This is a genomic window from Paenibacillus sp. OAE614, assembly GCF_040546645.1.
GTDB classification, from domain to species: Bacteria; Bacillota; Bacilli; order Paenibacillales; family Paenibacillaceae; genus Paenibacillus_AQ; species Paenibacillus_AQ favisporus.
The window spans coordinates 653,138-665,474 of the sequence record NZ_JBEPOD010000001.1 but is presented as its reverse complement, the minus strand read 5'-3'; the positions used below and the strand labels follow the sequence as shown (position 1 = coordinate 665,474).

Sequence of the window (12,337 nt, the reverse complement as noted above, 5' to 3'; positions counted from 1 at the left end):
GTTCTGGCTTCAGGCTTTATTACCCATGATTCTTTTGAAAATGGTTCATAAAATCAGCCAGTGCTTTAACATTCTCGTAAGGAACGGCGTTGTAAATCGAAGCGCGCAGACCGCCGACGCTGCGGTGTCCCTTCAGACCTACAAAACCTTCCTGTTCCGATTCCTTAATAAACTGCTTCTCCAGCTCTTCGGAAGGAAGACGGAATGTAATATTCATAATCGAGCGGCTACCCGCCTCTACCGGTCCGCGGTAGAAGCCTTCGCTGCTGTCTATTGTATCATAAATCAAGCCGGCTTTCCCCCGGTTGATCTTCTCAACGCCGGCTAGAGAGCCTTGTTCTTCGATCCACTTCAGCACTTCGTTGACCATGTATACCGAAAAGGATGGTGGGGTGTTGTAAAGAGAGTTGTTCGCCGCATGCGTGCTGTAGCGCAGCATCGTTGGAATATGCTTCGGCGACTCAGCCAGCAGCTCTTCCCGGGCGATGACGACCGTTACGCCGGAAGGTCCCAGGTTCTTTTGCGCTCCCGCATAGATAAAGTCGAACTGATTCACATCGAACTCGCGGCACAGGATGTCGCTGGACATGTCCGCAATCAGCGGTACGCTGCCTGTATCCGGGTACTGCTGGTACTGGCTGCCTTCGATCGTTTCATTGGACGTTACGTGCAGGTATGCGGCATTTTCCGGAATTTCGATGCTGCTCAGATCCGGTATCGACATAAACTTATTGTTCTCCGAAGAAGCGGCAATATGCGTCTCCCCGATCAAGCGCGCTTCCTTCTCCGCTTTGCTGGCCCAGCTGCCTGTCAAGACATAGCTTCCGGCCTTGCCGGCTGTCAGAAAGTTCATCGGCACCATCGCAAACTGGGTGCTGGCACCCCCCTGCAGAAACAGCACCTTGTATCCCGAAGGATTGCCCAGGAGAGACAGCAGACGGCTTTGCGCTTCGTTATGGACTTCCTCGTAGACCTTGCCGCGGTGCGACATCTCCATGATGGACATGCCTGTCCCCCGGAAATCCACGAATTCAGCTTGTGCGCGTTCCAGCACTTCCAGCGGCAATGCAGCAGGGCCGGCGTTAAAATTGTATGCTCTCTTTGTCAAAACAACTCCCCATCCTCTCTCTTATCGCGAATGATAATATGGCAATGATAGCAGTATTCCCAAGGGCCATCAAGTACAAAAAAGCACATAGTATGACGCCTTGTGGACGTTTGTTTTTATCTATTACTTTAACACAGTTTATTTAACGGAGTAAAGCACTGCAGGAAATGGCAGATCAAAAGTCGACAGTATTCGGCAGAACCAGCCAGGGGGTCCTCGGTAGCCGTCATCACCGGAGTTTTCTCAACAGTCCTACTCCTGCTCGCTGCCCCCGAACTGCCCACACTTACTCCTCTGCTTAGCGGAGCGGACACCGCAATTCCGGAACAGCGCAGCGGTCGCCTTTGTTTTCCCGTTTCTACCGCGGACAGCGGCTAAATTCGGGAAACGGGAAAACAACACGCGAGTGGAGGAATACGGTGGACGCGAACGCTGGCCCGGCATGGCATATGCTGCCGCATGCAGGCTTGGCTCTCCTTGGCAGATACATCCCCCTCTTCATAGAGGCTGCTGACATGTTGTCTCCCTGAGCACCAGCACAACTGCTTCCCTGAGCCGCCCACACTTACTCCTCTGCTTAGCGGAGCGGACACCGCAATTCCGGAACAGCGCAGCGGTCGCCTTTGTTTTCCCGTTTCTACCGCGGACAGCGGCTAAATTCGGGAAACGGGAAAACAACACGCGAGTGGAGGAATGCGGTGGACGCGAACGCTGGCCCGGCATGGCATATGCTGCCGCATGCAGGCTTGGCTCTCCTTGGCAGATACATCCCCCTCTTCATAGAGGCTGCTGACATGTTGTCTCCCTGAGCACCAGCACAACTACTTCCCTGAGCCGCCCACACTTACTCCCCTGCTTAGCGGAGCGGACACCGCAATTCCGGAGCAGCGCAGCGGTCGCCTTTGTTTTCCCGTTTCTACCGCGGACAGCGGCTAAATTCGGGAAACGGGAAAACAACACGCGAGTGGAGGAATACGGTGGACGACCAGCCCTCCCAAGGAAAGTGGTGAGCAGAGCCTTGCCCAGGATGCGGTGTACGCGAACGCTGGCCCGGCATGGCATATGCTGCCGCATGCAGGCTTGGCTCTCCTTGGCAGATACATCCCCCTCTTCATAGAGGCTGCTGACATGTTGTCTCCCTGAGCACCAGCACAACTACTTCCCTGAGCCGCCCACACTTACTCCCCTGCTTAGCGGAGCGGACACCGCAATTCCGGAACAGCGCAGCGGTCGCCTTTGTTTTCCCGTTTCTACCGCGGACAGCGGCTAAGTTCAAGAAACGGGAAAACAACAGCAAGTGGAGGAATGCGGTGGACGCGCAGCGTCCCCCCAAACAAAGAGGCTGCCCCTCCAGTCATCCCTGACCGGAGAGGGCAGCCATTTCTTGATACGAATTAGCAGTCGAAGTACAGGCCGTACTCGTGCGGATGCACGCGGATCGAAACGGCTTTCGCTTCAGCACGCTTCAGGCTAACGAAGTTATCAATGAATTCTTTGGTGAATACGCCGCCTTCCAGAAGGAAGTCGTAATCAGCTTCCAGAGCGTCCAATGCTTCGTCCAGGGTACCCGGTACGCTGCGGATTTCCGCTTTTTGATCGTCGGAGAGCTCATAGATGTTTTTGTCCATCGGTCCGTATCCGAGCTCAACCGGATTGATTTTGCGCTTGATACCGTCCAGACCAGCCATCAGCATAGCCGAGAAGGCCAGGTATGGGTTCGCCGTGGAGTCCGGCGTACGGAACTCGATGCGGCAGCCTTTAGGCGTTACAGCGGCGACTGGAATACGAATCGCTGCGGAACGGTTACCTTTCGAGAACACGAGGTTAACCGGTGCTTCGTAGCCAGGAACCAGACGCTTGAAGGAGTTTGTCGACGGGTTCGTGATGGCAATCAAGGCCGGAGCATGGTACAGGATACCACCGATGTAGTTCAGCGCCATTTCGCTCAGGTTCGCATAAGCGCCTTTTTCATAGAACAAAGGCTCGTCGCCATTGAAGATGGACTGGTGAACGTGCATGCCGCTTCCGTTGTCGCCAAAGATCGGTTTTGGCATGAAAGTAGCCACTTTACCGTATTGACGGGCTGTGTTATGAACGATGTATTTGTACAGCAAGAGGTTATCCGCTGTTTTCTTCAGAGTATCGAAACGGAAATTGATTTCCGCTTGGCCTGCAGTGGCCACTTCATGGTGATGACGCTCGATGCGGAGGCCGGCTTCTTCCAGCAAACGACACATTTCGCTGCGGATGTCTTGTTGGGTGTCGACCGGTGCAACAGGAACATATCCGCCTTTCACGCGTACTTTGAAGCCAAGGTTGCCGCCTTCTTCTTTACGGTTCGTGTTCCACGAAGCTTCTTCGGAATCCACGAAGTAAGAAGAACTGTTCATGCCGCTTTCGTAACGGACGTCGTCAAAAATAAAGAATTCGGATTCAGGTGCAAAGAAGGCTGCCGTACCAACGCCGCACTGTTGCAGATACTCTTCGGCTTTGGCTGCAATGCTGCGCGGATCGCGCTCATAGCGCTCGCCGTCCGGCGTGTTGATGTTACACATGATGTTCAGTGTCGGATGAGCGGTAAATGGATCGACAAAAATCGATTCCGGATCTGGCATCATAACCATATCCGATTCTTCGATTCCCCGGAAACCGGCGATGGAAGAGCCGTCGAACGCAACCCCGTTCACGAACGTTTCTTCATCCACTTCAGAGGCAGGCAAAGAAATGTGATGCGCACGGCCAGCCAAATCTACGAAACGGAAATCCACCCACTCAATTGCTTTCTCCTGAATTGTTTTTAATACGTTTTCAACCGACATGCTCTCTTCCTCCCAATTTCCGAACATTTCCCCGCATTTAAAACGTAAACGTTCAGTATCTAATGATTTATGTCGTCATTATAAAACTTCAAACCTGACATCGTCAATATGTATGTAAGGTATTTTTAAAAATGGTGTGAGGTATCCTTACACTTTTCAACACTTTATTTGCACTAATTGCAAATAGCCTGCACGGACTGATTTTCTGGGGAAAATCAGCCGGCAGGCTTAGATGTCGATACGGTATTACCGGGGAAATATTATACCCCTACTTTAAAGGCTTCAGCAGGTGCCTTGGACGTATTGAATGTACGCCCGACGAGCGGAGCCAGCTTCTCTAGGTCTTTAAGAAGCGCGGCGAACTGGTCCGGAAACAGAGACTGCACGCCGTCTCCGGTCATCGAGTTGTCCGGGTCTGTATGCATCTCGATAATCAGTCCGTTAGCCCCAGCTGCAACCGAGGCTTTGGACATAGGCTCAACCAGCTCTCTGCGGCCCGTGCCATGGCTCGGATCGGAAATGACTGGCAGATGGCTCAGCTGCTGCAGGACAGGAATAGCCGACAGATCCAGCGTATTGCGGGTATAGCTTTCGAATGTACGGATTCCGCGCTCACAGAGCATGACGTCCGGGTTGCCGCCAGCAAGGATGTATTCCGCCGCATTCAGCAGCTCATCGTAGGTGGCGCTGAAACCGCGCTTGAGCAGTACCGGCTTACCGCAAGTTCCCAGCTTGCGCAGCAGGTCAAAGTTCTGCATATTCCGCGTACCCACCTGCAAAATATCGGCATACTCGGCGCAGATATCCACGTATTCCGGTGTCATGACTTCCGTAATGGTCAGCAGGCCGTGCTTTTGTCCTGCTTCAGCCATCATAATAAGACCTTCGACACCGATCCCCTGGAAGCTGTATGGTCCTGTCCGTGGCTTGAAGGCCCCGCCTCTCAGCACCTGTCCGCCGGCAGCCTTCACCAAGCCCGCAATTTCATCGATCTGCTCAGGGGATTCAACCGCACAGGGTCCTCCCATGACGACGAGCTCGTCGCCGCCGATTTCCACGCCTTTTATCTTGATCACCGTGTTCTCCGGATGAAAATCACGGCTTGCCAATTTGTATGATTTGGTAATCTTCACTACATTCTCTACTCCCTTCATTTGACGCAGGTGCTCAGCAAGCTGCGGGTTGACCTGACCGATCAGCCCAATGACCGTCCGGTCTGCGCCTTTGGAAACAGAAGCCTGCAGTCCTTCCTTCTCAATCACACGCACAATATCCGCAATTTGTTCTTCCGGAGTTGTATTGGATGTAATTACGATCATGGCTATCATTCCTCCTGTGAAGCGCCTCGCTTCAGCGTACGCTTCTAGTATATTTTCAAATGATTCGGTATCTTTATCTGGTCTACCGTTCTCGCCTCTCACTTCACTAATACGCTTAAACGCGTTTTCGCTTTTAAGCTTTTATCCGCTAAAGCAACTATATCGGAAATCCACCTATCCGTCAACCCTAAATCTAAAATGGGCATCATCCCCAAATAAAAAAAGAAGCAGGCTCCCATTAAATGGAAGTCCTGCTTCATCTCATTCGTTATTACGCCTTGGTGCTACCTGCCGCTTTTACGGGCGGAAGCAGTTTCTTCATATTGACCGTGCGCTTGATTTCCCACGTATCCGGATTCCCCGGATCGTATTGTTCCAAATATGCGATCACTTCCTTGGTGATCGGGGTCGGAGTGGAAGCGCCGGAAGTGACGGACACTTTGGATATGCCTTCAAGCCATTCGCGTTTCAGCTCGGTAATGTCGGCAATCCGGTAGGCCTTGACGTTGGCAATTTCTTCGGAGACCTGGGCCAGCCGGTTGGAGTTGTTGCTCCGCGGGTCGCCGACAACGATCACCAGATCCGCTTGTCCAGCCTGCTCCGCGACCGCTTCCTGCCGCACCTGGGTGGCCAGGCAGATCTCATTGTGGACCTCGGCGGACGGATACAGTTCCAGCAGCTTTTTCATAATGGCCTTAATGTCCCATTGGCTCATCGTCGTCTGGTTCGTAATAATGATGCGGGAGGCGGATATGCGCAGATTGGCAATCTCGTCTTCCTTCTCGATCAGATGAACGTGATCCGGCGCAATGCCGATGGCGCCTTCGGGTTCGGGATGGCCCTTCTTGCCGATATAAATCACCTCATACCCTTCCGCCACCTTCTCGCGGATCAGGTCATGAGTCTTGGTGACGTCCGGACAAGTCGCGTCAACGGTCGTAAGACCTTTGTCCCGGGCCAGCTTCCGGACTTCCGGCGAAACGCCGTGGGCGGTAAAGATAACCGTGCCGCTGTCCACCTGGTTCAGGATCTCCATCCGGTTCGGTCCGTCGAGCGTGATGATCCCTTCGTCTTCAAAAGAATTCGTGACATGACTGTTGTGCACGATCATGCCCAATATATAAATCGGCCGGGGGAGGTCCAGGTTCTGGGCCGCCTGGCGCGCCAGCACCATGGCATCGACCACGCCGTAGCAGTACCCCCGGGGCGAAATTTTAATCACTTCCATGACTTTCACCTGCTTTCTCTGGCATGCCTTATCCTAACCATTATACCCTATTCCAAAGGGACGGGAAAGACGACCGGCAGCCAGATAATGAAGGTGGTACCTTCTCCTTGACGAGTAACGACCTCGACCGAGCCGTTCAGCTCGTCGATAATCCATTTGGCGATGGACAGGCCCAGCCCGATGCCCTCCGTCATGCCGCGGGACTGATCCGCACGATAGAAGCGGTCAAAGATATATGGCACCTCGTCCTTGTCCATGCCGATGCCCGTATCGGCAATCCGGATGCCCACCTGATCTTCATACAGCAATGCGTCAAACGTCACTTGCCCTTCAGGCGTATACTTAAATGCGTTTTCAATAAAAATGAATAGCATTTGCTGCATATAGTCCTTATTGCCGTTGACATAGACGCCGTTCAGGATCGAAAAGTCACCAGTGATCCAATCGGCCTGCCGCGGCAGAAATTGGGCCCTTCTGGCCACTTCCTCCACGAGAATTTCGAGCGGAATCGGCTGCTTGTCAAACGTCCGTCCCGTGTCGGCCCGGGCCAGAGAGAGCATGTCGCCGACGAGCCGGCTCATCCGCTTGGATTCATCGGCAATGTCGCTGATGGCCTCCCGGGTCATCTGCTTCAGCGTCGCTTCGTCCAGCTTCGGACGGTCTCCTTCCTCGTCTGACCACATTTTCTCCAGAAGATCCACGTTGCCTCGGATCGTTGTCAATGGTGTCCGCAGCTCATGCGAAGCGTCGGATACGAACCGGCGCTGCGTCGCGTAAGATTCCTCGAGGTTTTTATAAAAGCCTTCCATGCGCCCCAGCATACTGTTGACCGTGTCGATCAACTGCCCGACTTCATCCTGGGGCCCGTCATAATCAATGCGGACGCTGAGGTCCTGACCGTTCTGGATCTGGCTCGCCGCCTCGATAACGTTGCCGATCGGGCTCATCGATTTGCGGGCCAGGAACAAACCGAGCGAGGAGGCCACAATGATCATAATCGTTGCGCTGATGACCAGAATATTCCGCAGCAGGGTCAGCAGTTCCACTTCATGTCCCGTATAAATGGCTACCTGAAGCATTGCGATAACCTGACCGGTATTGCTTTCCGTAATGGTGCGCTGATATAAGTAAAAAGGATTTCCCTGAATATACGCGGGTTTAAAACCCTGCTGTTTCACCGCATGGTCGTAGTCGGGATAAGGAAATTTGATATTTAAAGCCCCCAGATTTTCGGATACGGATAATTTATTATTCACGTAATCAATCATCTGTACGTAAGTTTGCGAGGCCAAATCGGAAGGCGCCGAAAAACTCAAATAATTACCGTTGCGATCATTCCAGTTCAAAACTACGGCCGGCTTGATTTTATCAAATTGCTGAGCCAGCCGGTCCCTTACGGAGTTATACGTATTAAAATGAACGACCCCATAGACCGCCGAACCGAACACGATCAGCGTTACGGCCAGGATGGCGGTGTACCAGGCGGTCAAACGCAATCTTATGGACATCTCTTATGAATCCCCTCTCAGGATATAACCTGCGCCGCGGATCGTTTGAATGACACGCTTCCCTCCGTGTTCTTCCGTCTTCTGACGGAGCATCGCAATGTACACTTCCAGCACGTTGGACTCACCGCTGTAATCGTAACCCCAGATTTTATCCATAATTAAGTCGCGGGACAGCACCCTTTTCGGATTTTGCATAAACAAATGAAGAAGCTCAAATTCCTTAGCCGTCAGCTCGAGGCGCTTGCCGCCGCGCAGCACTTCCCGGGAGTCGACGTCCAGCACGATGTCCTCGTAGGTCAACCGGTGGTCTCCGGCTTCCTCCTGCCCCGGCTTCCGGCGCAGCAGCGCGCGCACCCTGGCCAGCAGCTCTTCCAGCGCAAACGGCTTGACGAGGTAATCGTCCGCCCCAAGGTCAAGCCCCTTGACCCGGTGCTCGATTTCATCCTTGGCGGTGAGCATCAGGATCGGCACCTGACTGCCGCCTTCCCGAAGCCTGCGGCACACTTCAAATCCGTCCACCTGCGGCATCATGACGTCCAGCACGACGATATCGGGCTCCCCATTCAAAATGACCTTCAGTCCCTCTGCCCCATTGTTAGCGGTAATGACGTCGTACCCTTCAAATGCCAGCCCCCTGCGCAGCATGGAAATGATCTTTTCATCATCGTCAATAATCAAAATTTTCGATCGCATTAACGGACTACTCCTTTATCTCTTTATCTTGTATCATGGCACAAGCCTCTGCTTCTTATTGTAGCAGTGAACATTTTCCTTTGCACCATGGTACGACAACAGCGGAAGGGAGTTCCCTTCCGCTGTCATCTCGTAGCGTATGGTTTACTGGCCGCTGACCGCGCTGTTGTCCGTGAATTTATTTTTGTCGCCGATGGTGACCTGCAGGTCCATCTTCTTGTTGTTGCGGACGATGTTCAGCGTCACTTTCGTGCCGACCTTTTGTTTCTGGATAAACGCGGTCAGATCGGAATTGGTTTTATAAGCCGTACCGTTCACGCCGGTAATAATGTCGTAAGGGCGGAGGTCCGCTTCGTAAGCCGGGGATTTGTAAATAACCTCGGCGACGACGGAGCCCTCTTTAACATCGGAATCCATTTGCTTAGCCACTTCTTCAGTCATCGTCATCAAGGACGCACCGATAAACGGAACCGGATCCTTCGGAATTTCCTGGTTTTTCTCCAGCTTGTCGACGACATTCTTGATCGTGCTTGTCGGAATCGCGAAGCCGATGCCTTGGGAATCGGCGCTGACGGCTACGTTCATGCCGATGACTTGGCCGCTCAGGTTGAGCAGCGGTCCGCCGGAGTTACCCGGGTTGATCGAAGCGTCGGTTTGCAGCAGATGCTGATATTTGCGTGTGCCGCTGCCCGATTCCTCGCTGATATCGATGGAACGTTCGCGGGCGCTCAGCACACCTGTCGTTACCGTATGGTCAAAGCCCTGCGGGTTACCGATCGCTACAACCGGCTCACCGACTTTCAGGCTCGAAGAATCGCCCAGCGGTACTGTCGGGAAGTTGTTGTTGCCTTCGATTTTCAGAACGGCAAGGTCGAGATCTTTGCTGCTGCCCAGAAGCTTCGCTTCGTAGGTCTTCTCGTCGTTCTCGATGGTTACCTGAATGACGTCGGCGTTCTCGACCACGTGCTGATTGGTCAGGATATAACCTTCCTTGTTGTAGATAAAGCCGGAACCGATGCCGTAAGGAACGAGCTGCGAAGGATTCGAACCCGAACCCGAGCCTTGGGATTGGGAATCCGATCCCGATCCGCCGTAACCCGAATCGCCGCCGAACTGGTCTCCAAAGAAGTAGGAGAACGGATCGTTCAGGTAAGGATTACTTTGAGAATTGGTACGGCTGCTCTGTTTAACGAGCGTTTCAATTTTAACGACCGCCGGGCCCGCTTCTTGTACTACCCCGGATACATCCGTCGGTTTCGAAAGCGGCAGCGAAGTCGTGTTCGCCTTGCCGGTAGTCTCGCTGTTATCGGCTGCAGCCGACACCGTCGTGGCTGCTTCTGATGTGAGCGAAGTATTAGGCGTAAAAAGATTCATGCGATCCGCCGTAAACATCAGCCCGGTGATGACAACCATGCCGGCGAGGAAGGAAATCAGCACTGTTTTAACCGATGTCTTCGGACGCTGGTTAAACTGCCAGTTACTGCCGTTACCGCCGCCATTGTTACCGCCACCGCCACCCGAACCTCCGCTGCGTCCGGAGCTGCCGGGCTCGCCGGAACTGTGGTACTGGCTGGAGGTTACCGGAAGCTGTCTGACCGGATTCGGAGGAGTGATCTCCACTTCCTCCGAGTGTGGCCTGTCGGAGGGCTCACTGCCTGGATGCTCTGTATTGTTGTCTTTTCCAAGGGACTTAAACGGCCCGTAGGAATAGTAATAAGATGAATTATTCGAATCGGAAGACGGCTGTTCACGCTTTGTTGGCTCTTGATCAAACGAATCTTCCGGCTGGCCAAATCTGTTTCTTTCGTCCATGTGATTCATGCCTCCTGCTTTCCCTGATTTATAGCGTTCCGTTAGGGATATTGTTTAACTGTTTATATCATGTACTATAAACCTTAATGACAGATTAAAAACAATTAAAAAGCAGATAAAACATGTCGGGAAAGGCTATGACTGCGCCCATCCTTTGCGGTGGGCGTAGATGGCCAGCTGTGTCCGGTCTTCCAGCTCGCATTTCATCAGCAGGTTGCTCACATGGGTCTTAACTGTTTTGATGCTGATATGCAGCTCCTCAGCGATATCCTTGTTGCTCTTGCCTTCGGCGACGAGCAGCAGCACTTCCTTCTCACGTTCGGTCATCCCGGTGGAATCCCCCTGAACGGTCCGCTGGCGGATGCCTCTAGTCAGCGCCTGGGACACATCCCCCGTCATGACCGGCATGCCCCGGTTGGCCCCTTGCAGCGCATAGATCAGTTCGTCGGCCGAGACGGTCTTCAGCACGTAGCTGACAGCTCCGGCTTCCACCGCGTCCACCACCAGGTCGTCTTCGAGAAAGCTCGTCAAAATAACGATTTTGATCGAAGGGTATTTCGCCAGAACGGCCCGCGTCGTTTCAGCACCGTTCATCACCGGCATCATCAGATCCATCAGCACCAGATCGGGATGCTCCTCCTGCGGCCGCTGGCCCAGCCAGTCCAGCAGCTCTTTGCCATTGCCTGCTTCCCCGATCACTTCAAAGGAAGGCTCCAGCATCAAATATGTTTTCAGTCCCATTCTCACCATATCGTGATCATCCACGATGACCACCTTCACGCTCTCTGCCATTTCGATTTCCCCCTGCCTATATTGTTGAACCGTTCAAGATAAACTTATGTAAACTTCGGTATATGTACACGGATGGTCGTGCCCGAGCCTTGGCGGCTCATAATTTCAACCTGTCCGCCCAGCTTCTCGGCCCGCTCCCGCATCGTTGAAAGTCCGTACGATCCCGGTCTGTGCGGAATCGAGTCAAACCCCTGGCCGTCGTCACTGATGCTGAGCACCACCTGCCGGCTCTCTTCGCGAAGCGACATGCTGACCAGTCTGGCGTGGGCATGCTTCACAATATTCGCCACCGCTTCCTGAATGATCAGAAACAGCTGATGCTCGATCGCTTCCGACAGGCTGCCCTTCAGTTCGACCTCCTTCATGCCTTTGAGGCCGTTCTGGCGGCAGTAGTCCGGGAACCAGACTTCCAGCGCTTCAGCCAGGCTCTTGCCCTCAAGCTCGACGGGACGGAGCTGCGCAATCAGCGCCCGCATCTGCTTCTGGGCCATCTGGGACATCGTGATGAGCTGCTCCATAACGACTTTGCCCTGCTCCTCGTTCCGTTCAAGCACCCTCGGCAGCGAAGATGCCGACATATGAATGGCGAACAGCTGCTGGCTGACGGTATCGTGCAGATCCCGGGCCATCCGCCGTCGCTCCTCGATAACAGCCGATTCCGCGGCTTTTTCCTTTTCGATGACTTCCTGCTCGCCCATCCGCTGCAGCAGCTCCATTTTCTTTTCAATGGAATCCATCACATTGTTGAACTCATGATAGAGCCGGGCAAACGTCGGGTCATCGGTTTCGCTGATCCGCACCGATAGATTTCCTTTGGAAACCTGAAGCATGTTAAGCTCCAGCACATCAATGCGTCTCTGAATCCGCTGACCAGCCATGTATCCGATGATGATCGACAACAGCAGAAACCCCAGGCAGGAATAAATCCATACCCAGGTTCCTTTAATAACGAGATATCCGCTGTCGCTGCCGATATAGAAAATCGCCGTCATCAGAAGGCCGGTCAGCAGAAAGTAAAACAACAGCATCCATTTGGTATTTTTCATGATACTTTTCAT

9 protein-coding genes are annotated in these 12,337 nt (G+C 53.3%); all 9 read right to left on the bottom strand.

Features of this window, described 5'->3' with window-relative positions; all coding sequences use genetic code 11:
- Window positions 1–19: 19 nt before the first annotated feature.
- Complete coding sequence (serC, locus tag ABIE48_RS03500) at window positions 20–1,108, bottom strand: 3-phosphoserine/phosphohydroxythreonine transaminase (RefSeq protein WP_192716488.1); 1,089 nt, start codon at window positions 1,106–1,108, stop codon at window positions 20–22.
- A 1,394-nt stretch (window positions 1,109–2,502) separates the two neighbouring features.
- Window positions 2,503–3,927 carry a type I glutamate--ammonia ligase gene (gene glnA / locus ABIE48_RS03495; RefSeq protein WP_076170635.1) on the bottom strand — a complete coding sequence of 475 codons (1,425 nt, stop codon included), beginning with the start codon at window positions 3,925–3,927 and terminating at the stop codon, window positions 2,503–2,505.
- A 260-nt stretch (window positions 3,928–4,187) separates the two neighbouring features.
- Window positions 4,188–5,246, bottom strand: coding sequence for a 3-deoxy-7-phosphoheptulonate synthase (gene aroF, locus ABIE48_RS03490; protein ID WP_145946913.1), 1,059 nt, complete (start codon window positions 5,244–5,246; stop codon window positions 4,188–4,190).
- A gap of 271 nt (window positions 5,247–5,517) precedes the next feature.
- Window positions 5,518–6,474 (bottom strand): 4-hydroxy-3-methylbut-2-enyl diphosphate reductase, encoded by a 957-nt coding sequence (locus ABIE48_RS03485; protein WP_192716486.1) that lies wholly within the window; start codon window positions 6,472–6,474, stop codon window positions 5,518–5,520.
- A 47-nt stretch (window positions 6,475–6,521) separates the two neighbouring features.
- Window positions 6,522–7,982 carry a sensor histidine kinase gene (locus ABIE48_RS03480; protein WP_105441831.1) on the bottom strand — a complete coding sequence of 487 codons (1,461 nt, stop codon included), beginning with the start codon at window positions 7,980–7,982 and terminating at the stop codon, window positions 6,522–6,524.
- 3 nt (window positions 7,983–7,985) lie between these two features.
- On the bottom strand, window positions 7,986–8,675 hold the full coding sequence (locus ABIE48_RS03475; protein WP_076170639.1) for a response regulator transcription factor: 690 nt from the start codon (window positions 8,673–8,675) through the stop codon (window positions 7,986–7,988).
- Between the two features lie 144 nt (window positions 8,676–8,819).
- Window positions 8,820–10,487 (bottom strand): S1C family serine protease, encoded by a 1,668-nt coding sequence (locus ABIE48_RS03470; protein WP_192716485.1) that lies wholly within the window; start codon window positions 10,485–10,487, stop codon window positions 8,820–8,822.
- Window positions 10,488–10,622: 135 nt separating this feature from the next.
- A complete protein-coding gene (locus ABIE48_RS03465) occupies window positions 10,623–11,279 on the bottom strand; it encodes a response regulator (RefSeq protein ID WP_192716484.1) in 657 nt (218 codons plus the stop codon).
- A 44-nt stretch (window positions 11,280–11,323) separates the two neighbouring features.
- Window positions 11,324–12,337 (bottom strand): histidine kinase, encoded by a 1,014-nt coding sequence (locus ABIE48_RS03460; protein WP_192716483.1) that lies wholly within the window; start codon window positions 12,335–12,337, stop codon window positions 11,324–11,326.

Bases quoted from the DNA above. Each gene is read 5' to 3' on its own strand.
- glnA (WP_076170635.1), bottom strand. From the start codon at position 3,927: ATGTCGGTTGAAAACGTATTAAAAACAATTCAGGAGAAAGCAATTGAG.
- aroF (WP_145946913.1), bottom strand. From the start codon at position 5,246: ATGATCGTAATTACATCCAATACAACTCCGGAAGAACAAATTGCGGAT.
- ABIE48_RS03460 (WP_192716483.1), bottom strand. From the start codon at position 12,337: ATGAAAAGTATCATGAAAAATACCAAATGGATGCTGTTGTTTTACTTT.
- ABIE48_RS03485 (WP_192716486.1), bottom strand. From the start codon at position 6,474: ATGGAAGTGATTAAAATTTCGCCCCGGGGGTACTGCTACGGCGTGGTC.
- ABIE48_RS03480 (WP_105441831.1), bottom strand. From the start codon at position 7,982: ATGTCCATAAGATTGCGTTTGACCGCCTGGTACACCGCCATCCTGGCC.
- ABIE48_RS03475 (WP_076170639.1), bottom strand. From the start codon at position 8,675: ATGCGATCGAAAATTTTGATTATTGACGATGATGAAAAGATCATTTCC.
- ABIE48_RS03465 (WP_192716484.1), bottom strand. From the start codon at position 11,279: ATGGCAGAGAGCGTGAAGGTGGTCATCGTGGATGATCACGATATGGTG.
- ABIE48_RS03470 (WP_192716485.1), bottom strand. From the start codon at position 10,487: ATGGACGAAAGAAACAGATTTGGCCAGCCGGAAGATTCGTTTGATCAA.